The following is a 21,809-nucleotide window of genomic DNA, read 5'->3' as shown; positions in this document are numbered from 1 at the left end:
ACCTCCAGGATTAGGGTGCCAAAGCCAGCCTTATCGTCCATTCCACAGCGCCATCGGCCGCGCCGTGCACTTCCAGGCGCACTTCGACCAATTCCGGGCGGGACCAGGGTGCCGCTTGCTCCAGCGCCAGCAGCAGTGCCGCGACCTTTTCCTGCGAGACAGCCTGCCCCTGCAAGCGCACCATCGCCGTTTCCTGGCGCACACTGTGCAAGGCTACGCCGGCCGGCATCGCCCGGGCCAGCGCATCGAGCATGCGCACCCAGGCATTGCGTTGCTCTTGCAAACTGGCAATGGCCTGCTGGCGCAGCAGCAGCGCCGCCGTCTCGCCCCGCACCCGCTTGCCAACAACAAGCACGGCATCGACTTGCTGCATGGCACTGCGCCAGCCCTCCTGGCGGCGCAGCTGCGCGTCGAGCTGGTACCGCAGCCAGGCGCCTGCTACCACGGCCAGCAGCAATCCCAGCAGCGCCCCGCCCGCCAGCTGCCACAGCAGCAGCTGAATGCGCCTGCGCCGTGCCGCAGGGCGATACGGCAACAGGTTGATGCGCCGCACTTGCGCCCTGACAGTCATCGGGCGTATCGGTGCAAGGCCAGGCCCCAGGCCAGCTGGTACGCCACGCCACCGTCGGGCAAGGCTTGCCAGCCCTCCTGCGCCAGCGCCGCCTGCAAGGCCAGCGCCTCGCTATCCATGACGACCGGCGTCAAACCGGCCGCCATCGCCGCATCGAGGCGGCGCTGCACGCTGGCGCGCCGCGCCGCCACCAGCAGCACATCGCTCTCCTTGCCGGTCGTGCCTGCCAGCGGCGGCGCGGGGCCGAGAATGAAAAAATCCAGGCTGGCGTCTTCCAGCGCGAACGGCATGTATTGCGCCGCTTCCAGTTCCACGAGGATTTCCAGCTGTTCTTCCGGCAATCCGGCGGGCAAGCGGATCGCATGCGTGATCAGGGCCGTGGCCGGCATGGCCAGCGCCACCCGCGTGCAGGCGCTGCCACTGTCGCGGCGGGCCTGGCGCAAGGCATCGGCCAGGCCTGCCATGTCCTCGACATTGCCCTCCAGTATCACGCCGGGCGCCAGCGCGGCGGCGCCGCAATGCCGGCACGACAGTTTGCCCCGCCGACGCCTCAACTCAACCACGCGCACGGCATCGTCCGCGATGTCGACGCCCAGCAAGCCGGTGCCAAGAAAATTGCTGATGGACATGTTTTTCATAGAGAAACGTCAGCGTGGGAGGGTATCCTGCCATCCGAAAGCCTAGTCCCGGCAGCGCTGACTTGTAAATGGATTTCACGCCGGAGTCTGCGGCGCGCGGCGCCTATCTGGCCGGGCCGTGATCTGGCGCAGATAATTGTTACCAAATCCTGGTTGCCAGCGGGCCAATACACGCTTATATAGAGTGTCGGAAAGTTTCGACTGTCCCCGCGGCAAGCGCCACGGCGCGCTGCCACCCCGGCAAGCTCGCTTATAATTGGCCGGCATAATTAACCGAAAGACATACGACGCATGACATCTTCAAAATCCGCTGGCCCCGCTGGCTCGAAGCCGCCCACCCAGGGCAGCAAACCCAAACGTTTTCTGCTGATGGCCCTGGCATCCCTGCTGGGTCTGGGCATCGTCGGCGTCTTGCTGGTGGTCTTCGGCCTGGCCATGGCCTATCCGAACCTGCCGGCGCTCGATACCTTGACCGATTACAAACCAAAAATGCCGCTGCGCGTGTTCACGTCCGACAGCGTGCTGATCGGCGAATTCGGCGAAGAGCGCCGCAACATGGTGCACATCAAGGATATTCCCGATGTCATGAAGAAAGCCGTGCTGGCCATCGAAGATGACCGTTTCTATGAACATGGCGGCGTCGATTACCTGGGCATCACGCGCGCGGCTCTGCACAACCTGACGGGCGGCGCCAAGCAAGGCGCCTCGACCATCACGCAGCAGGTGGCGCGCAATTTCTTCCTGTCCAGCGAACAGACCTTGAAACGCAAGGCGTATGAAGTCTTGCTGGCCTGGAAGATCGAGAAAAACCTCAGCAAGGACCAGATCCTCGAGGTGTATATGAACCAGATTTATCTGGGACAGCGCGCCTACGGTTTCGCCTCGGCCGCGCAAATCTATTTCGGCAAGAACATCCAGGATCTGACCGTGGCCGAAGCGGCCATGCTGGCCGGCTTGCCGAAAGCGCCGTCGGCCTACAACCCCGTCGTCAATCCGAAACGCGCGCGCATGCGCCAGCAATACATCCTGCAGCGCATGGCGCAGCTGGGCTACATTACGCCAGAGCAATACACGGAAGCCAAGAATGAAGAGCTGAAAGTGAAAACCGACAGCAGCGCCTTCGGCGTGCACGCGGAATACGTGTCGGAAATGGCGCGCCAGCTGGTCTACGAGCAATTCAAGGAAGACACGTATACGCGCGGCCTGAACGTCTACACCACCATTACCAAGGCCGACCAGGACGCCGCCTACATTGCCTTGCGCAAGGGCGTGATGGATTACGAGAAACGCCACGGCTACCGCGGCCCGGAAGCCTACATCGAGATTCCGAAAACCAAGGCCGAAGCGGATGACGCCATCGAGACGGAACTGGCCGACCATCCGGACAGCGACGACATCATCGCCGCCATGGTGCTGCAAGCGTCACCCAAGTCCTTGCAGGCAGTCACGTCGGCCGGCGAGGAAATCACCATTACCGGCCCCGGCCTGACCTTTGGCGCGGCCTGGCTGTCGGAAAAAGCGGCGCCAAACCGCCGCATCAAGCGCGGCGCCGTGATCCGCGTCATGCAAGAAGGCAACGCCTGGGTCTTGACGCAGATGCCGGAAGTACAATCGGCGTTTGTGTCGGCCAGCACCACGGACGGCGCCATCCGCGCCATGGTGGGCGGCTTTGATTACAACCGCAACAAGTTCAACCACGTCACGCAAGCGTGGCGCCAGCCCGGTTCGGCCTTCAAGCCCTTCATCTATTCCGCTTCGCTGGAACGGGGCCTGTCGCCGGCCACCATCATCAACGATGCGCCCATCTCGTTCGACGCGGGCCAAACGGGCGGCCAGGCGTGGGAACCGAAGAACTACGACAGCAAATACGATGGGCCGATGACCATGCGCAAGGGCTTGATGAAATCGAAAAACATGATTTCCATCCGCATCCTGCACAAGATCGGCGCCAAGTATGGCCAGGAATATGCGACGCGCTTCGGCTTTGACGCGGACAAGAATCCACCGTACCTGACCCTGGCCCTGGGCGCCGGCAACGTGACGCCGCTGCAGATGGCGGGCGCGTATGCCGTCTTCGCCAACGGCGGCTACAAGATCAACCCTTACCTGATCGCCAAGGTAACCGATAGCGATGGCAATATCCTGTCGCAAGCCAAGCCGGACCTGGCGGGCGAGGAAGCCAACAGAGTCATCGATGAGCGCAATGCCTTCATGATGAACAGCATGCTCAACGACGTCGTACGCTTCGGCACGGCGAATAAAGCCATGGCCTTGAAACGTCCTGACCTGGCCGGCAAGACGGGCACGACCAACGATTCCATCGACGCCTGGTTCGCCGGCTACCAGGCCAAGCTGGTGGGCATCGCCTGGATCGGCTACGACCAGCCACGCAACCTGGGCAACCGGGAAACGGGCGGTGGCCTGGCCTTGCCGATCTGGATCAGCTACATGGCGAAAGCCCTGAAAAGCATCCCCGTCGAGGAACGCGCCGTGCCGGAAGGCCTGATCCGCGTGGGCGACGAGTATTACTATGCGGAAAATCCACCGGGCACGGGCGTGGGTAGCCTGGAAGGCGCGGCGCGCGGCACGCCGGAGGAAGAAAAAGCCAAGGAAGCCGTCAAGAACGAACTGTTTTAAGATCGTTTGACGCAAAAAGGGCAGCCTGAGGCTGCCCTTTTTTATTGGCACAACGAAACGATTACTTCAACACCACCGTCGCGCCCGCCTGCTCGCTGGCCATGGCCGACAGGGCCGCAAACAACTCGGAACCGTCGCGCGTGTTGATCCACTCGTCGCCCACGCGTTTGTAGTGGAAGCCGCCGGAACGGGCCGCCACCCACATTTCGCGCATGGGGGCCTGGCTGTTGACGATGATTTTCGTGCCGTTGTCGATGAACTCGATTTCCAGCACATTGCCGCTGCGGCTGCATTCGACGTCGAGCACGTCTTCATCGTTCAGCCGGTCCAGCGCCGCCTCGATCTGGGTCAGGGTGGCTTCGGCCAGGGCCAGGAATTCCGATTCGCTCATGCTACACTCCAAAGATCTTAATCAAACCGTGATTCTAATCGTGAAGTCATCCTCAGCGTTTTATATCGGCACCGCCATTGTGGTTTCTAGCATCCTGGCCGGCTGCGGCCAGCCCGGCCCCCTGTACCTGCCCAAGCCGCCCGCGGCCAAAGGCGCGCCAGCCAAAGGCCCGGTCGAACCGGCACCCGTGCCGCCGCCACCGGTCATCGTGCCAGCCACCTAAACGGAACGTGCCGGGGTGGCAACCTTGGCCGCCCTGGCGCTCTTGACTCGCTTGCTCCAGGCGAAATACACGCGCATTAACAGCAGTAGCGCGACGATACTGCCGAACAGGATCGGTTCCGCGAAATTATTCTTGCCCGCCTTCATCCACCAGAAATGCAAGATGCCCAGCGGCGCGATGATGTAAATCAGCCGGTGCAACCACTGCCAGCGCTTGCCGCCCAGGCGTTTCACCATGCCGTTCGTGCTCGTCACGGCCAGCGGAATGAGCAGCACGAAAGCGATAAAGCCCACCGTGATGAACGGACGCTTGAGCACATCCTTCCACATTTCCTGCACATCAAAAAAGTGATCGAACCATAAAAAAGTGGTGAAATGCAGCGCCGCGTAGAAAAACGCAAACAGGCCCAGCATGCGCCGCAGCTTGATCAGCCAATTCCATTGCGTGAAGCGCCGCAAGGGCGTGACCGTCAGGCTGATGCACAGGAAATACAGGGTCCAGTCGCCCGTGCCACGCGTGATGAATTCCAGCGGCTCCACCAGTTGCCCCGTGTACGTCAGCCAGACCATGCGTGCAAACGGCAGCAGCGCCAGCAGAAAAACCAGACTTTTGAATAGCGACAATTGTCTCGGCGTGGGGTTGAGGGCCATGGTCTTTCCTTAAAAGAACTTCTTCAGATCCATGCCCGCGTACAAGGAAGCGACATCGTTGTAGCCGTTGAACATCAGGGTCTTGCGCTTGCGCGTGAGAAAACCGTCTTCGCCGATGCGCCGCTCGGAAGCTTGCGACCAGCGCGGATGATCGACATTCGGGTTCACATTCGAGTAAAAACCGTATTCGGACGGCGCCGACAAGTTCCAGGAGGTGCGCGGCTGTTCCTTGACGAAACGGATCTTGACGATGGACTTGGCGGACTTGAAACCATATTTCCACGGCAAGACCATGCGCACGGGCGCGCCATTCTGGTTCGGCAAGGTTTCGCCATACATGCCCAAGGTCAGCAGCGCCAGCGGATGGTTCGCTTCATCGATGCGCAAGCCTTCCGTATACGGCCACTGCAGCACGCGGCTGCCGACTCCCGGCATTTGCTTCTTGTCGGCCAGGGTGATGAATTCCACGTACTTGGCATTACCCGTCGGCTCGACCTTCTTGATGATTTCCGAGAAGGAATAACCAACCCAAGGGATCACCATCGACCAGCCTTCCACGCAGCGCAGCCGGTACACGCGCTCTTCCAGCGGCGCCAGCTTCAGCAAGGCGTCGAGGTCCAGCGTCATCGGCTTTTTCACTTCGCCTTCGATGCTGACTGTCCACGGCCGCGTGCGCAGGGTGCCCGCATTTTGCGCCGGATCGCTCTTGTCCGTGCCGAATTCATAGAAATTGTTGTAGCTGGTGGCGTCTTTATAGGCCGTCTGCTTTTCCAGCGCCGAATAGGCGGGGTTGAGTTTGGCGGCCAGCTTGGGATTCGTGCCTTGCGCGAAGGCCTCGCGGCTGGCCATTTCCAGCAAGGCCGCGCTGGACACCGAGCCCAGTGCCACTTGCTTGATGAAGCTGCGGCGCGATTCAAATACGGCGCGCGGCGTGATTTCGGAAGAATACGGCAACTCAATGCCGTTGGGACTGCGCTTGATCAACATGGCGGCTCCGGGAAAAGGTGATTATTTGTACCTTACACCAGTTTTCCCGAGCCGTTCATGACGCTTCTGTCATTAAAGTTTGCCGTAAGAATGGAGGCCAGAGAGGAACATGTTGACGCCCAAAAACGCGAAGGTCGTCACCAGCAAGCCCACCAGCGCCCACCACGAGGCGACGCGGCCGCGCAAGCCCGTCATCAGGCGCATGTGCAACCAGGCTGCATAGTTGAGCCAGACGATCAGCGCCCAGGTTTCTTTCGGGTCCCACGACCAGTAGCCGCCCCACGCTTCGGCCGCCCACAGGGCGCCCAGGATGGTCGCTACCGTGAAGAAAGCGAAGCCGACAGAAATAGCCTTGTACATCACGTCGTCGAGCACTTCCAGCGACGGCAGGCGGTCGACCAGATAGCCGCTCGATTTGAGCAGATACGCCGCCGCCACCATGGCCGACAGGGCAAAGGTGCCATAGCCGATGAAGTTGGCCGGCACGTGAATCTTCATCCACCAGCTTTGCAGGGCCGGCACCAGCGGCTGGATTTCGGCAGCGTCGCGCGTGACCGTGTACCACATCAGGAATACGACGGCCGCCGAAATGACCAGCATGACGAAGGCGCCCAGCTGGCGCGTCGCGTAATGCTGCTCGTAATACAGGTAGAACATGGCCGTGATCAAGGAAAACAGGATGAACACTTCATACAGGTTCGACACGGGGATGTGGCCCACGTCGGCGCCGATCAGGTAAGACTCGTACCAGCGCACCAGCATGCCCGTCAGGCCCAGCACCACGCCAGCCCAGCACAGCAGGGAGCCGACGGACGAGCCGAACTCCGAACGCGCCACCAGGCCGATCCAGTAAAACAGGGTCGACAGCACGAACAGGGTGCCCATCCACAGGATGGCGGACTGGCTCGACAAGATGTATTTCAGGAAGAATTTCTGGTTTGCCATCTCCAGGTGGCCGGCGTACAGCTCGATGGCGAACAGCGACAGCACGGCTGCCACGGGAATCAGCCAGCGCACGGGCTTCCAGTACCAGCCCAGCCACGCAAACGTGGGCGCGGCTGCCAGCAAGATAACCTTTTCATAGATATCCATGAAGGCGCCAAAGCGCATCAGGCCGAACAGGGAGGCGGCCAGCAAGCCGGCGCCGTACAGCCAATCGATCAGGCTCAGGCGCTTGAAAAATCCTGGTTCCTGCGTATATATTTGCTTGTTTGCCAATTCCATCATTTTCTCCATTCGCGGCGACGCGCAAGCGTCCCAGCCACAGCGCAGCTTACGCCGATTGCGGCAGCTTTACCTTCAAGTTCTCAAATTCTTTTTCGAAATCCAGTGTCTTGCGTTGCGTGCTCATGGCCATCAAGGCCTCGCTGCCGCCCTCGCCATCCTTGATCCACACCCACAAGCGGCGCTCGCGGATATAAAACATGGAAAACACGCCGATCACGAGGAACAAACAACCGAGGTAGACCACGCTCTTGCCCGGCGAACGCGTCACCTGCAGCACGGACGCCTTGATTTCAGTGAAGTCGTCCAGTTGCAGATACACGGGTGCGCCATAGAAGAAGCTGTCGGACAAGGCATTCGTGGCCAGTTGCAGGAAGCGGCCGTGCTTGTCATCGGCCTCGATGGCCTTCAAGCCATCCTGGGCGCGCGCCGCCTGCCACAAGTCCCACAAGCTGCCATTCAGGATTTTCATGAAGATATCGGCTGCTTTTTCTTGCTCGGCAGCAGGAATTTTCTCCAGGAAACGCGAAATGGCGAGGAAACCGCCCTCTTGCCCATTGCCGGCAAAGATGCCCAGGCTTTTCGCCGCCGATTCCTGCAACTGGCTGCGCAAGGCTTCCGCACCCGCCTGCGGCATGGCGCGCGCCGCATAGCGCGTGGCAGCCTGCTGGCGCAGCGCGGGATCTTGCAGCGCGGCACGCAAACGCATCCATTCCGTCACGCTGTAATTGTCATCGGCGGGAATGCGCAGATAGCTGAACGGATCGCTGGGGTTGACGCGCATGCCGGCCAGGAACACCGTCGTGCCATCCACGGTGACAGGCTGCATATAGTTCTGGTACTCGCGCGCCTGGCCCGTCTTGTCGCGCAATTTGTATTGCACCGAGGGACCGACGTTCTTGAGATCCTTGTTATTCGCGTTCTTCGCCGCAGAGCCGAGGCGCTTGTCCAGGCCGACGGCAAATTTATCGTTGAAACTTTCCGCCTTGCTGACGGCGCGCACATCCTGGCCGGCGCTGAGGTTTTCCACGTTGAAAGGACGGAAACCCGACCATTCCACCGTGTAGGAATTGCCATCGCTGCGCTCGAGCGGCGTGCTGCCGCCCACTTCGCCGCCGATATCGAAGCGTTTCGTCGTCTTGCCCGTCATGGGAAAACCCGTCAACTTGAGCTTGCTGCCGCCATCCTCAAAGCTGGACTGGTACAGGGCCAGGCCCTTGTACAGCAGCGGCTGGTTGACTTTGATGGTTGCAGGGAAACTTTTCCCTGTTTCATGATCCGTCACCACGACATCGCTGGCGAACAGCTTGGGCATGCCCGTGCTGTAGAAATCGATGTGGAATTTTTTCAGCAGGATGGTGATGGGCAAATCCTGGATCAGCACGCCATCGGCCTGGGGAATGATGGCCGTGTTGCTCGACGAGCCTTCCGGAATCATGGTATTGCCGCGGAAAGTGGGGTTCGACAGGCTCAAACGGTGCTGGGCGGGAATATCAGCGATCACGCCGCTGCCGGAAAACGGCGTCTTGCCAAAGAACCATTGTTGTACGCGGATCGGCATTTCCGAGTCGAGCAAGCCGCCCACGCAGATGATGACGATGGCGCCGTGGGCAAAGATATAGCCCCATTTATTGGCGGCGCCCCGCTTGGCGGCCACCAGGGTGGCGTTGTCCTTCTCGACCACCTTGGCCGCGTAGCCGCTGTCTTTCAGGCGCATCACCATCTGCTGCGCCAGCACGGTGCGCGGTAGCGGCGCCTGCCATTCCATCTTGTGGTGGAAATTGCGCAGCGATTGCTCGCGCACGGTTTCGCGCCAACTGCGCATGTCTTTGAGCATCTTCGGTGCATTGCGCACGATGCACAGCGAGGTCGAGGCGACGAGGAAACCCATGATCACGAGGAACCACCAGGCCGAATACACGGAATAGAGGCTCAGCTTGTCGAAAACGGCGAACCAGAACGGCCCAAACTGGTTCACATAATTGGGCATGGGCTCGTTCTGCTTGAGCACGGTGCCGATGATGGACGCGACGGCGATCAGGGTCAGCAGGCTGATGGCAAAACGCATCGACGATACCAGCTCGACGAACTCAGCCAGGCTGCGGCGTTGGGTCTTTAACTCGATTCCGGTCGTGCCTGTGCTCATACGTTGATACTCATACGGGATATGCAATCTTCAAGAAAAGGTGGCATGGAGCAGATAGTTTCTGCGCGCAAGGCGGCAGCATACTCCTGTTTGGCCCCTGCCATAAAAAAGGGCAGCCTGTTCAGACGGCCGCCCTCTTCATGCGCGCTGGTGCGCCTGGCAATCTCTTGCCACTATGAAAACTTACTTCAGGCCGGCGATATAATCGGCCACGGCGGCGATTTCGTCATCCGACATGCGGGCGGCGATGGTGTGCATTTGCGCGCTGTTCTTGCGGGCATCGGCCTTGGTGCTGCGGAACAGGGCCAACTGGGCCACCGTGTAGTCCTGGTGCTGGCCGGCGATGCGCGGATACTGGACGGGCATACCATTACCCGTCGCGCCATGACAGCTGGCGCAGGCGGCAACTTGCTTAGAAGCAATGCCGCCACGGTAGATTTTCTTGCCCAGGTCAATCGTGTCCTTGTTTTTCGCGGCACCCGGCTTGGACAGCTGCGCGCCCAGGTAGGCGGCGATATTCTGCTTGTCGGCGTCGCTAAGCATCTTCGCGTACATCGTCATGACGGGCTGGTTGCGCTCCGGCGTGGTGAAGTCGACCAGTTGCTTGTAGATATAGCTTTCGTGCTGGCCGGCCAGCTTCGGATTGACCGTGATGGTCGAATTGCCGGCCGCGCCATGGCAGGAGACGCAGGCAGGCAGGCCGCGCGCCGCATCGCCATCGGCGTACAGGGTCGCACCCTTGGCAGCGTCGGCCTTGACGGCCGGTTTCGGTGCTTCAACCGCGGAAGCAGTTGCCGATACAGCCAGCAAAGCGAGCAGCATGGATTTGATAAACGGTGAAAACGCACGATTCATTCAGGCACCCTGAGACAGTGAGAAATTAGTGGTGGACATTGCCGCGCCCTATGGATTTTTGCTTTATTTTCAGGGCCGCAAGCCGCATCGCTGCTACGCCGGCAACAATAAACAACCCCTTATTGTACAATAGCTTCTTGGCGTTATCGCTCCCTTATCGCTCCCTTTTGTTGCATTACTACTCCCATGTCAAAACTCTGGCAAGCCCGCTTCTTTACGACCGTCAACCAATTGCGTGACCTGCCCGATACCACGGTGCCGGAAATCGCCTTTGCCGGCCGCTCCAATGCCGGTAAATCGACCGCCATCAACATCTTGTGTAATCAGAAAGGCTTGGCGTTCGCCTCCAAGACACCTGGCCGTACCCAGCACATCAACTACTTCTCCATCGGCGGCGCCCATGTGGCGCAGCACCGCAAGGATGCCACCATCGTCGAAGAGATCGAATGCCTGCTGGTCGACTTGCCGGGCTACGGCTACGCGGAAGTATCGGGTTCGGCCAAATTGCACTGGCAACGCCTGCTGGGCGACTACGTGCAGCGCCGCGAGCAATTGGCCGGTTTGATCCTGATCATGGATTCGCGCCGTCCGTTCACCGACCTGGATATTCAAATGCTGGAATGGTTCGCCCCGACGGGTAAACCGATCCACTGCATCCTGACGAAAGTCGATAAGCTGAACCGCAATGAATCCGTGAATGCCTTGCGTCAGGCGAAAGCCAAGCTCGACAGCTACGTGGATGAAGACGGCGTCGGCTTCCCGTTCACCGTGCAACTGTTCTCGGCTTTGAAACGCGTCGGCATCGACGAAGCCAACGACAAGATCATGGAACTGGCCGGCATCAGCGAAGACGGCGCGGCCCAGATGGTCGAACTGATCGACATGGAAGACGACGTCGAGCCGGAAGCGGGAACCGACAAACCGGCTTGATCGACATCAACGCTGCGTAAAAAAAGGCTGCCCGTTCACACGGTGCAGCCTTTTTTATTGCCATCAGTTTCACGAGCGCCTAGCGCCGTCCCGGCCCCGGGCGCTTCTCGGAAAAGAATTCCTGGCGCAGGAAGGCAGTCAACTCGGCCGTGTCTTCCACGCGGGCGCTGAGGTTGACGTTACGCCCCAGGCGCCGCGATTCCCAGACGAAATCACCGGGTTTTTCAGCACGGATCAGCTGGATCATCTTCTTGATGATGGCCGTTTCGATGTCGGGTTCATTGCCCAGCTCCACTTTTTCCTGCTTCAGCCAGTTGCGCTTGAAGTTGCCATTCCAGCCCTTGAACTTGACTTCGGCACTGAACGAGGTCTGGTTGACGATGGAAAACACGCCGCCCGAATCCTCGCGGTCGCTGCCGGAATTGCGTCCCTGGGCGCCCGCGATATTCGCCTTGGCCACGCGCATGGCGCGGTCGTTTTCGCTTTCCTCCGCCGGCGGCGTGGGGTTTTGCGCCTCGCGCTGCTTGCGGCGCTGCTCGATCATCGAACTCATGTCTTCAGCCGGCGGCGGCGGCAACGGCACTTTCGACACCAGCGGCGGCGTGAAAGTTTCCAGTTTTGGCTTGTCGCGCGGCACGTCTTTTGTGACCACGCGCTTGCTCGGCGCCGGTGGCGGTTTTACCTTGGCCACTTTCGTGTCCTTCGGTTTCGGCGTGGGCTTGGGCTGGGGCTTCGGTTGCGGCTTGTCCTTCAGCGGCGCAATGTAGACCATCGCGCTTTCCTTCTTCGGCGGCGGGATCTTTTCGATCGTGTCGCTGCGAAACAATGCATACGCCGCCAGCAGCACGTGCAGCAAGACGGACACGCCGAGCGCCACCTTGCGCATGGTGCTGGTCTTGGACCCGTAGGCCGGTGGTGGCTGGATCACTTGCCCGCAGGTGGGGCAAACATCGGAATCGGCAGCCATCAAATGGGTCGTGTCATGCAAAATGAATCGTGCTTTCTGTGTAGCGACAAAAGTAATCTTACAGGGCAGCCATAGTGCCAGAGTCCCTTGCTTTTGGGAACACTTCCTCGGCATTGCCAACCCGAAGCGTACAGGATAGCGACATTCCTTGCAGCGGTATCAGAGTACCCGAGCCGTCTCTTGACGGTTGTTACCGTATGTATCACAGCCCATACAAAACCGGCGCCGCATTCACGCAGGAACGGGGCGCCGGCGGTGGCCGTGTGGCGGCTCAGGCCTTGTTGTCGAGCGCCACCAGTTGCTCGTCCGTCAACGGCCCCGTGCCGCTGTACTTGTCCAGGAATAAATAGATGACGGGGGTGATGAACAGGGTAATCACTTGCGAGAAGAGCAAGCCGCCGACCACGGCCAGGCCCAGCGGCTGGCGCAACTCGGCGCCGGCGCCCAGGCCCAGGGCAATCGGCAAGGCGCCCATCAGGGCCGCCGCCGTGGTCATCATGATGGGGCGGAAACGCAGGATGCAGGCCTGGCGAATGGCCTCAGCCGGCGCCAGCCCGTCGTTGCGCTGCGCATGCAGGGCGAAGTCGATCATCATGATGGCATTTTTCTTGACGATGCCGATCAGCATCAGGATGCCGATGATGGCGATCATGGTCAGGTCCATGCCGAACAGGCGCAGGGTCAGGAGCGCCCCCACCGCCGCCGACGGCAAGCCGGCCAGGATGGTCAGCGGGTGGATATAGCTTTCATACAGCACGCCGAGCAGCACATAGATGACGGCCAGCGCGGCGATGATGAGGATGATCTGGCTGGACTGCGAGCTCTGGAACACGGCCGCGTCGCCGCCGTAGCGCGTGATGATGGAGGCCGGCAAGCTCATGTCCTTGGCCATCGCGTCGATCCTGCCTGTGGCAACGCCCAGCGGCACGTCCGGCGCCAGGTTGAAGGCGATGGTAACGGCCTGCAACTGCCCCTGGTGATTCACGGAGGTGGGGCCGATCGTGCGTTCCACGTAAGCAATACTCGACAGTTTCACCAGTTCGCCCGTCTTGCTGCGCACGGATACGCGTGTAAGGGCATCGTCATACTGGCGGTCGGCCGTGGCCGCTTCCAGGATCACGTAATAGCTGGCGGCCGAAGAATAGATGGTCGACACTTGCCGCTCGCCAAAGGCGCTGTACAGGGCCGTGCGGATGTCGGACATTTGCACGCCCAGCAGATTGGCCTTGTCGCGGTCGATCCTGAGGGATGCCTGCAAGCCCTTGATCTGCGAATCGCTGGTGACGTCGCGGAAGGCGGGATCGGCGCGCATGCCGGCAATAAACTTTTCCGCCCAGTCATTCAAGGCGTCGGGACTGACGCTTTGCAAGGTGTACTGGTAGCGGCTCTTGCTCTGGCGTCCGCCCAGCTGCAAGTTTTGCACGGGCCGGAAATACACAGCCATGCCCGGCACGGTGCTCGTCGCGCGGCGCAGGTTTTCCAGCACCACCGGCATTTTCGGCCGCTCGCTGCGCGGTTTCAAGACCATGAACATGCGGCCCGTGTTGCCGCCGCCGACGAACGAGGTCACATCCTGCACGCTGGGGTCCGCCTTGAGCACGGCCGCCACGCGTGCCTGCAAATCCTGCAGTGCCGCCGAGGAAATGTCTTCCGACGCTTCCGTATTGACCTGGATCTGGCCCAGGTCTTCCTCGGGGAAGAAACCTTTCGGTATCGTGGCGTACAACAGCACCGTCAGCGCAAAGGTACACACGGCAACGAAGAGCACCACGTTGCGGTGCACCAGGGCCTTGTCGAGCAAATGCACGTAAGCGTTGCGCAATGCCGTGAAACCCGCTTCGAAATGGCGGCCAATGAAGGTTTTTTCGCCATGACTGGGGTCGCTGTCATTGTGTTCGCGTGTATCGGCCGGCAGGAAACGGCTGGCCAGCATCGGCACCAGGGTCAGCGACACGACGGCCGACACCAGCACGGCCAGCGAGACGACAACGGCGAATTCATGGAACAGCAAGCCGATCACGCCCGGCATGAAGAAGATGGGAATGAACACGGCCACCAGCGAGACGGAAATCGAGATGATGGTAAAGCCCATCTCTTTCGCCCCTTCCAGCGCCGCGCGCATCGGTTTCTTGCCCATCTCGATATGGCGCACGATGTTTTCCAGCACCACGATGGCATCGTCGACGACCAGGCCCACGGCCAGGGTAATGCCCAGCAGGGAAACGTTGTCGAGGCTGTAGCCGAGCCAGTACAGCAGGGCCAGCGCGCCGAGCAGGGAAATCGGCATGGTGACGGCAGGAATGAAGGTGGCGGCCGCGCGATGCAGGAACAAAAAGATCACCAGCACCACCAGCACCACCGTCAGGGCCAAGGTCAAATTCACGTCGTGGATGGCTTCGCGGATCGACAGCGAACGGTCGTTGACCAGGCTGATTTGTATCGACTGGGGCAATTGCTCCTTGAAGCCCGGCAGCAAACGGCGCACCCCATCAACCACTTGCACAGTGTTGGCGTCCGGTTGGCGCTGCACCATCAGGCTGATCGAGCGCTCGCCATTGAAACTGCCGACGGACTTGATCGATTGAAAACTGTCTTCCACCTCGGCCACGTCTTTCAGGCGCACGGGCTGGCCGTTGCGGCTGGCGACGATCAGTTCGGCAAAATCGGCCGCTTTCATCATTTGCGGATTGCCCTGGATGGTCAGGGTCTGGCTCGGGCCGTCAAGGATGCCCAGCGGGGAATTCGTGTTCGAGGTGCGCAAGGCAACAGCCAGCTCGTCCATCGTCAGGTTGCGCGCATTCATCAGATCGGCACGGGCGCGCACGCGCACGGCAAAGCGTTTCTGGCCATTCACGATGACCTGGGCGACGCCAGGCAAGGTCGACAGGCTGGGCGCGATCAGGTTTTCCGCATAATCGTTGAGGTCCGACAAGTTCAGCGAGGGCGACGTCATCTGGATGAACAGCACGGGCGCATCGGCCGGATTGACCTTGCGGTAGGACGGCAAGTCCGTCATTTCCGTCGGCAACTGGCGCTGCGCGCGCAGCAGGGCCGCCTGCACGTCGACGGCCGCCTCGTTGACATTGATGCTGGCGTCAAATTCCAGGGTCAGCGAGGTATTGCCCAGGGTGCTCGTGGAGGTGATCAGGCTCAGGCCGGAAATGGTGGAAAACTGCTTTTCCAGCGGCAAGGCCACCGACGAGGCCATGGTTTCCGGGCTGGCGCCGGCCAGGTCAGCGCTGACGTTGATGACGGGCGTGTTGTAGCTCGGCAAGGCCGCCACGGGAATTTGCAGGTAGGCCAGCACGCCGGCCAGGATGATGGAGAGGGACAGCAGCACCACCATGACGGGGCGGCGGATGCTCAGTTCGGACAGGTTCATGCTGGCTTGCCCTGTGGTGCGGCGGCGCCATCGGCAGCCTTGTGTTTTTCCACCAGGCGCACTTTGCTACCTGGACGCAAGTTTTGCTTGCCATCGACGATGACCTTTTCATCGCCCGCCAGGCCGGTGACGACGGCGCTCGCTCCGAATGCATACACGCGGGCAATCTTGCGCATCTTGGCCGTATTGTCCGCCTCCATCGAGTACACGAAGGTGCCGGAAGTACTCGTGATGATGGCGTTTTGCGGGATCACCAGCGCATCCTTGAGGGTGCGCACGGTCAGCTGCGTATTCACGTACTGGCCTGGCCACAAATCCGTGCCGCCATTATTGAAGCGGGCCTTGATCCTGATCACGCCCGTGGCAGGATCGACGGCATTGTCGATAAAGCTCAGTTTGCCGTCGAGATGCTTGCCGCCCGCGTCCGACAACAGCGCCGTGACAGGCACCTCGCCCGCCTTTTGCGCCGCCAGCAAGCCCGACAGGCTGCTTTCCGGCAGAGTGAACGACACGTCGATCGGGTCGAGCTGGGTGATGCTTGTCAAGGACGTGGCCGGCTGCACCAGGCTGCCCGCGTAGACATTAATTGCGCCTACCCTGCCCGCCTGCGGCGCGCGCAGGATGGTGTAGCTGGAATCGACCTGGGCGGCGCGCAAGGCGGCCTGGTCGGCGGCCAGCAAGGCGCGTGCCGCGTCGAGCTGGCTTTGCAGCGTATCCACGGCGCCCTGGGCGATGAAGTTTTTGCTCAGCAAATCCTGGTTGCGCTTGAGCTGGCGTTCGAAGTCCTGCACCGAGGCGCGGTCGCGCAAGACCTGCGCCTGCGCCTTGTCGACATTCGCATGCTCGCTGCGCGCGTCCAGCGTAAACATCAGCTCGCCCTGCTTGACGAACTGGCCTTCGCGGATATGCACCTTGGTAATCGTGCTGGTCGTCTGCGGGTGCAAGTCAACGCTGCTGATCGGCATCACGCTGCCATTCGCTTGCAGCACCATCGGTACATCCTGACGCACGGGCGCGACCACGCTCACCGTCGTCGGCGCCTGTCCGCCCTTGCCCCCTTTGCCATCCTGCCCGCCGGTCGCTGCGCCGGGCGGATGATTGAAATACCAGATGCCGCCACCGATACACAGGACCGCACCCACGAGGATTGCCAGACTAGTTTTTTTCATTGTTCTGTCACGCTGTTGCAGCGCAGGGCTGCAGGTTGAATGTAGTTGCCAAGGGGGCATAAAGGACAATATTGTCGCATGGAAATGCTCACTTTCCTGCGTAATACTCTGGCACGACGAGGGTGACTTCCAGTCCACCGTCGACATGATTGAGCAGTGAAACCGTGGCACCATGCTGCTCGGCGATGTTGCGTGCGATGGTCAGGCCCAGGCCCGTACCGCCCGATTCGCGCGAACGCGAGGTCTCGATGCGGTAAAACGGTTCGAACACCTTGGCGAGTTGATCTGGCGCAATACCTGGCCCGCCATCACGGATACGGATGCGTGCCGCACCATCGATGCGCTCGACGCTCACCTGCGCGTACTGGCCGTATTTGACGGCATTGTCGATCAAATTCACCAGACAGCGCCACATGGCGATGGGGCGGGCCATCAAGGCCATGCCGGCCTGCCCGACCAGGGTCACATTCTGGCCGGCATCGGCGGCGTCCGAGCAAACGCTGTCGAGCAGGGAGTCGAGGTCGAGCGCCTGCATCGCTTCCGTGCTATCCATCGAACGGGCCAGGTCCAGCCCTTCCTTGACCATGCTTTGCATGGCCGACAGGTCGCCCACCAGACGGTCATACAGTTCCGTATCGGCCACCTTTTCCAGGCGCAGGCGCAAGCGCGTCAGCGGCGTCTGCAAGTCGTGCGTGATGGCCGCCAGCATTTGTGTACGCTGGGAAATGTGCTGGCGGATGCGCGCCTGCATGGCATTGAAAGCGGCGCTGGCCTGGCGGATCTCGCTGGCGCCCGACAGGGTCAGCGGCGGATGGTTGATATCATTGCCCAGGTCTTTCGCCGCCTGCGCCAGCTGCTTGAGCGGGCGCATGGTCATGCGCGTGACCAGGTAGGCGAGGATGGCGATGCTGATCAGGAAAGGCAGCAAGGTCATCCAGTCGTTATGTTCATTGAACGGCGGTTGCTGGCGCGGCGGCAAGACCATCAGACGCAGCACGTGGCCATCCTGCATGCGCACGTCGAGGTTTTCGCACCTGCCTCCCCATGGCTTGGCGGCAAACATGCCCGGCGACTGGCGCGGCTTGACGCAAGCGGGCGGGCGTTCGACCAGGGCGCTGACCTTGAAGCCTTCGCCCAGCTTGGCTTGCAGGGCGGTGGAGAATTCCGTCGGCGCGCCGGGCGTGTGTTCCGTCGCGGGACGCAACTCCAGGCGCACGCTGCCCTTGTTGGCCACTTTCAGGTAGGCGGCACGCGAGGCCAGCGGCACCACGTCGGCCGCCATCACCAGCTGCTCGGCCCGCTCGACGGCGTGGTAGTCGCGGTATTGCTCGATGGCGCGCTGGCGTTCGCCCACGGCCAGCCACTGCGTCAGCGCGGCCGAAGCGACGATGCCGATCAGCAGGAACATGAAGACGCGGCCCGTCATCGAGCCCAGGAAGGCCTTCACGCGTGCGGCTCCACATTGACCTGGCCGGCCAGCACGTAACCGCCGTTGCGCACGGTCTTGATGATTTGCGGCAAACGGGCATCTTCACCGAGTTTTTGCCGCAGGCGGCTGATCTGGATATCGATCGAGCGGTCGAACGGGTCGGCGTCGCGCCCCTGCGTCAGGTTCAGCAGCTGGTCACGGTTGAGCACGCGGTTCGGGTGTTCCAGGAACACGCGCAGCAGGCGGAATTCCGCGCCCGACAGCATGATCACCAGGCCGCTGGGATTGAGCAGGTGGCGCGCCGTCAAGTCCAGGGTCCAGCCGGAAAAGCGGATTTGCTGCGCCTTGTCCGACGGCACGTTCGACGGCATGGCATGGCTGCGGCGCAGCACGCTACGTATGCGCGCCAGCAATTCACGGGGCTCGAACGGTTTCGGCAAGTAATCGTCGGCGCCCATTTCCAGGCCCAGGATACGGTCCAGCGGCTCGTTGCGCGCCGTCAACATGATCACGGGCACCGTCGATTGCGCGCGCAGCTTGCGGCACAAGGTCAGGCCATCGTCGCCAGGCAGGTTCAAGTCGAGCACGATCAAATCGGGCCGCGTTTCATCGAGGATTTTCCACATAGCCGTGCCATCTGCCGCGCCCAGGGTGCGGTAGGCGTTCGTTTCCAGGTAGTCCGCCAGCAAGCTGCGGATATCGCGGTCATCGTCAACGATGAGAATTGTAGAAGTGGGTTCCATGGTACGAATTATCCCCACTTCCCCCCGCCTTGCACAGCGCATTTGTATCGTCTTGTATATAGAAGACCCGAAGAAACAGTTAGATACAAACTGTCTGGCAGCGGACACTTCGGGGAAACATGGCGCGTCCAACATGGATTCATGTGCAGCAACATGTACATCCCTCACTTTTACAAAGGAATCCAGATGAACGCCTCAATGACAACCTTGCGCAAGAATTTAATCATCGCCATGAGCGTACTCGGCATGGGTGCGGCATCGCTGACCGTCCACGCCCAGGAAGCGGCTGCCAGCGCGCCTGCCGCCAGCAGCAAGATGCAACATGAAGGCCAGCGCGGCCATCAGCGCGGTGGTAATCCCGCCGAACGCATGGCCAAGTACCAGGCCCGCCTGCACGACAAGCTGAAGCTGACGGCCGCGCAGGAACCGGCCTGGACAACGTTCACGGCCGCGAATGCGCCGAAAAAACCGATGGGCGACTGGAAAGCCAGGCGCGAAGCGATGGCCAAGCTGTCGGCGCCGGAACGTATGGAGCAATGGATCGCCATGTCGAAGGAACGCATCGCCAGCCAGGAAAGCCGTCTGGCCTCGCTGAAAACGTTCTACGCCGTGCTGACGCCGGAGCAAAAGAAAGTGTTTGACGACAGCGTGCCTGGCGGCAAGCACGGCGGCCATCGTGGTGACCACCATAAAGCAGGCTGAGCGTAGGTCGGATTAGCGGCGGAACGCTGCGTAATCCGACAACATTGTTGCCGCTGAACGTGGTGGTGTCGGATTACGGCCCGAAGGGCCTAATCCGACCTACTCGTCGAGCTTGCGCAGGGAGGTCAGGAAAGTGGCAGCGTTCTGGAAGCCGATCACGCGCGACTGGGCGATTTCCTGCCCCTGCGGGTTGAACATGATGATGCCAGGCGGGCCGAACAGCTGAAAGCGTTTCAGCATGGCCTTGTCGTCCGCGTCATTGGCCGTCACGTCCACTTGCAGCAACACGGCTTGCCCCATCTTCTCGCGCACGGCGGGATCGACGAAGGTCAGCTTTTCCATCTCGATGCACGACACGCACCAGTCCGCATAAAAGTCCAGCAAGGCTGGCTTGCCATTCAGTTGCGCCAGCGCCGCGTCGAGTTGCGCCACGGTCTTTACGCGCGTAAAAGGTTGCGCATGCACCTGGCCACCGCCCAGGTGCGCCAGCGGCGCCAGCGGGTCGCGGCCACCGCTGGCCACGCCGACCAGCTGCATCGCGCCCAGCACGGCAAACACGAGGCCGAAGGCCTTGGCCACCCAGGCGTTCTGCGCGCCGCTCTTGCCCACCAGCAGATACATGCCGTAGCCGACGAACAGCACCGTCCATCCCAGCATCTGCACGGCGCCCGGCAACACGGGAGAAACCAGCCACCAGGCCACGCCCAGCTGCAGCACGCCAAAGAAGCGCTTGACGGCATCCATCCAGGCGCCGGCACGGGGCAGCAAGGTGCCGGCCGATACGCCCACCAACAGCAAGGGCACGCTCATGCCCACCGCCATGGCGAACAGGGCGCTGCCGCCGATGACAACGTCGCGCGTCTGGCTGATGTACAGCAAGGCGCCGGCCAGCGGCGCGGCCACGCATGGGCCAACGATCAGGGCGGAAATGGCGCCCATGACGAACACGCCCGCCAGACGGCCAGACGACTGCTGGTTCGATACGGACGTCAGCTTGCCCTGCAGGAAAGCCGGCACTTGCAGTTCATACAAGCCGAACATCGACAGCGCCAGGGCCGCCATCAGCAGGGCAAAGAAACCCAGCACCCACGGATTTTGCAGCTGAGCCGCCAGGCCTTCGCCCGCCAGCCCGGCCGCCACGCCCAGCGCCGTATAGACGATGGCCATACCCAGCGCGTAGGTCAGCGACAGCAGCAAGCCGCGCGAGCGGCTGACCTTTCCGCCATCGCCGATGATGATCGACGACAGGATCGGTACCATCGGCAGCACGCACGGCGTAAAGGCGAGGCCCAGGCCCAGCAGCATGAACAAGGGCACGATGACGAGCAGCTTGCCGCCCTTCAGTGCCGCTTCGATCTTGCCCAGCTCGCTTTGCGCGGGCGCGGCGCTTGCCGCCACGGGGGCCGCCGCTACCGGCTCGGGCGTGCTGGTGATATCGGCCTGCGGAATGCTCAGTACCGCCACGCCAGGCGACGCTTGCGCCTGCGGGCCGTTGATGGCCGCCTTGTCGACTGCGGGCGCGGCCGGCAAGGCAAACTTCGACGGCAAGCCGCCCGGTGCCATGCTCTGGCCGCCACCACCCACCAGCTGGGCCGTGGCATCCTGCGGCGCATAGCACAAGCCCTTGTCGGAGCAGCCTTGTCCCGTCGCCTTCAGGGTAAAGGCGCCGGACGCTTCCACGGGAATCGTGATGGTCAGCGTCTTGCGGAAGGTTTCCACGTTCTTCTGGAAGGTTTCGTCAAACTTGACCTTGCCGGCCGGATACACGGGCGTGCCCAGCTTGGCGCCCACGGCGTCGAACTTGAAGCGCTCATGGTACATATAGTAACCATCGGCAATCACATAGATGACGGCGATGGTGGACGGATCCTGCATGCGGGCGGAAAATTTAAAAGCCAGTTCGGGATCGAGGAATTCGTCGTCGGCACGGGCATGATTGGTGCCAAAGACGGCCATGGCCAGCAACAAACAGGTGGTAAACCAGATCAGCAGCTGATGTAGGGGGGCGGCGCGCGCGGTGGCGCTAAAGGGGAAACGGGACATGAACGACCTTTTTCTGCGGCAACAGCTGTGCCATTCGACAAGAGTCGCGCGGAGCAGGCAGCGCTTGTGCCGGGCCGGCGCGAAAGAAGAATAGTACACCGCAGCTGTGATCGTTGCAGCAG

General features: G+C 61.3%; 18 protein-coding genes. 4 read left to right on the top strand and 14 right to left on the bottom strand.

Annotated features, from left to right (window positions below; all coding sequences use genetic code 11):
- Nucleotides 1–10: 10 nt before the first annotated feature.
- Both ACQ4WS_RS17115 and pilM read right to left on the bottom strand, forming a co-directional pair.
- Entirely contained in the window at nucleotides 11–571 is a 561-nt protein-coding gene (locus ACQ4WS_RS17115) for a PilN domain-containing protein (RefSeq protein ID WP_436478159.1), read from the bottom strand.
- Nucleotides 568–1,200: a pilus assembly protein PilM gene (pilM, locus tag ACQ4WS_RS17110; protein WP_436478157.1), complete on the bottom strand. Its 633-nt coding sequence runs from the start codon at nucleotides 1,198–1,200 to the stop codon at nucleotides 568–570. The genes ACQ4WS_RS17115 and pilM overlap by 4 nt, the downstream gene beginning before the upstream one ends.
- 300 nt (nucleotides 1,201–1,500) lie before the next feature.
- On the opposite strand from pilM, the gene ACQ4WS_RS17105 reads away from it, so the two are divergent.
- Nucleotides 1,501–3,846, top strand: a complete 2,346-nt coding sequence (locus tag ACQ4WS_RS17105) for a penicillin-binding protein 1A (RefSeq protein ID WP_436478155.1) — start codon at nucleotides 1,501–1,503, stop codon at nucleotides 3,844–3,846.
- A 61-nt stretch (nucleotides 3,847–3,907) separates the two neighbouring features.
- Here ACQ4WS_RS17105 and cyaY read toward each other — a convergent pair whose 3' ends face one another.
- Entirely contained in the window at nucleotides 3,908–4,237 is a 330-nt protein-coding gene (gene cyaY, locus ACQ4WS_RS17100; protein WP_176387691.1) for an iron donor protein CyaY, read from the bottom strand.
- 40 nt (nucleotides 4,238–4,277) lie between these two features.
- Here cyaY and lptM point away from each other — a divergent pair, with 40 nt between their 5' ends.
- The gene (gene lptM / locus ACQ4WS_RS17095; protein WP_092718293.1) at nucleotides 4,278–4,460 is read left to right on the top strand and encodes an LPS translocon maturation chaperone LptM; all 183 of its coding nucleotides are present in this window, start codon (nucleotides 4,278–4,280) and stop codon (nucleotides 4,458–4,460) included.
- On the opposite strand, the gene msrQ is transcribed toward lptM, so the two are convergent.
- From msrQ to ACQ4WS_RS17070, 5 genes are all read right to left on the bottom strand, one after another.
- On the bottom strand, nucleotides 4,457–5,110 hold the full coding sequence (gene msrQ, locus ACQ4WS_RS17090) for a protein-methionine-sulfoxide reductase heme-binding subunit MsrQ (protein WP_436478152.1): 654 nt from the start codon (nucleotides 5,108–5,110) through the stop codon (nucleotides 4,457–4,459). The genes lptM and msrQ overlap by 4 nt on opposite strands.
- 9 nt (nucleotides 5,111–5,119) lie before the next feature.
- On the bottom strand, nucleotides 5,120–6,097 hold the full coding sequence (msrP, locus tag ACQ4WS_RS17085; RefSeq protein ID WP_071079758.1) for a protein-methionine-sulfoxide reductase catalytic subunit MsrP: 978 nt from the start codon (nucleotides 6,095–6,097) through the stop codon (nucleotides 5,120–5,122).
- 72 nt (nucleotides 6,098–6,169) lie between these two features.
- Nucleotides 6,170–7,321 (bottom strand): c-type cytochrome biogenesis protein CcsB, encoded by a 1,152-nt coding sequence (gene ccsB, locus ACQ4WS_RS17080; protein WP_282408221.1) that lies wholly within the window; start codon nucleotides 7,319–7,321, stop codon nucleotides 6,170–6,172.
- A gap of 49 nt (nucleotides 7,322–7,370) precedes the next feature.
- Complete coding sequence (locus ACQ4WS_RS17075; RefSeq protein ID WP_436478150.1) at nucleotides 7,371–9,467, bottom strand: cytochrome c biogenesis protein ResB; 2,097 nt, start codon at nucleotides 9,465–9,467, stop codon at nucleotides 7,371–7,373.
- Nucleotides 9,468–9,650: 183 nt separating this feature from the next.
- Nucleotides 9,651–10,322, bottom strand: coding sequence for a c-type cytochrome (locus ACQ4WS_RS17070; protein WP_436478148.1), 672 nt, complete (start codon nucleotides 10,320–10,322; stop codon nucleotides 9,651–9,653).
- A 186-nt stretch (nucleotides 10,323–10,508) separates the two neighbouring features.
- Here ACQ4WS_RS17070 and yihA point away from each other — a divergent pair, with 186 nt between their 5' ends.
- Complete coding sequence (yihA, locus tag ACQ4WS_RS17065) at nucleotides 10,509–11,252, top strand: ribosome biogenesis GTP-binding protein YihA/YsxC (protein ID WP_034778293.1); 744 nt, start codon at nucleotides 10,509–10,511, stop codon at nucleotides 11,250–11,252.
- A 79-nt stretch (nucleotides 11,253–11,331) separates the two neighbouring features.
- Here yihA and ACQ4WS_RS17060 read toward each other — a convergent pair whose 3' ends face one another.
- The 5 genes from ACQ4WS_RS17060 to ACQ4WS_RS17040 all read right to left on the bottom strand — a co-directional run bounded on the left by ACQ4WS_RS17060 (nucleotide 11,332) and on the right by ACQ4WS_RS17040 (nucleotide 18,942).
- Complete coding sequence (locus ACQ4WS_RS17060) at nucleotides 11,332–12,219, bottom strand: hypothetical protein (RefSeq protein ID WP_436478146.1); 888 nt, start codon at nucleotides 12,217–12,219, stop codon at nucleotides 11,332–11,334.
- A 271-nt stretch (nucleotides 12,220–12,490) separates the two neighbouring features.
- Entirely contained in the window at nucleotides 12,491–15,601 is a 3,111-nt protein-coding gene (locus tag ACQ4WS_RS17055; RefSeq protein WP_436478144.1) for an efflux RND transporter permease subunit, read from the bottom strand.
- Nucleotides 15,598–16,770, bottom strand: a complete 1,173-nt coding sequence (locus tag ACQ4WS_RS17050; protein WP_436478142.1) for an efflux RND transporter periplasmic adaptor subunit — start codon at nucleotides 16,768–16,770, stop codon at nucleotides 15,598–15,600. Before ACQ4WS_RS17050 ends, ACQ4WS_RS17055 begins: the two co-directional genes overlap by 4 nt.
- 88 nt (nucleotides 16,771–16,858) lie before the next feature.
- Complete coding sequence (locus ACQ4WS_RS17045; protein WP_436478140.1) at nucleotides 16,859–18,217, bottom strand: ATP-binding protein; 1,359 nt, start codon at nucleotides 18,215–18,217, stop codon at nucleotides 16,859–16,861.
- On the bottom strand, nucleotides 18,214–18,942 hold the full coding sequence (locus tag ACQ4WS_RS17040; protein WP_034753223.1) for a response regulator: 729 nt from the start codon (nucleotides 18,940–18,942) through the stop codon (nucleotides 18,214–18,216). Before ACQ4WS_RS17040 ends, ACQ4WS_RS17045 begins: the two co-directional genes overlap by 4 nt.
- Before the next feature lie 186 nt (nucleotides 18,943–19,128).
- Between ACQ4WS_RS17040 and ACQ4WS_RS17035 the strand changes: the two genes are divergently transcribed.
- On the top strand, nucleotides 19,129–19,644 hold the full coding sequence (locus ACQ4WS_RS17035) for a Spy/CpxP family protein refolding chaperone (RefSeq protein WP_436478138.1): 516 nt from the start codon (nucleotides 19,129–19,131) through the stop codon (nucleotides 19,642–19,644).
- 99 nt (nucleotides 19,645–19,743) lie between these two features.
- Here the strand turns inward: ACQ4WS_RS17035 and dsbD are convergent, their stop codons facing one another.
- Nucleotides 19,744–21,687 carry a protein-disulfide reductase DsbD gene (gene dsbD / locus ACQ4WS_RS17030; RefSeq protein ID WP_436478136.1) on the bottom strand — a complete coding sequence of 648 codons (1,944 nt, stop codon included), beginning with the start codon at nucleotides 21,685–21,687 and terminating at the stop codon, nucleotides 19,744–19,746.
- Nucleotides 21,688–21,809 lie beyond the last annotated feature (122 nt).

Source organism: Janthinobacterium leeuwenhoeki (genome assembly GCF_051380795.1).
GTDB lineage: Bacteria > Pseudomonadota > Gammaproteobacteria > Burkholderiales > Burkholderiaceae_D > Janthinobacterium.
The sequence above is the reverse complement of the archived record's forward strand: the minus strand, read 5'-3'. Positions and strand labels throughout refer to the sequence as shown.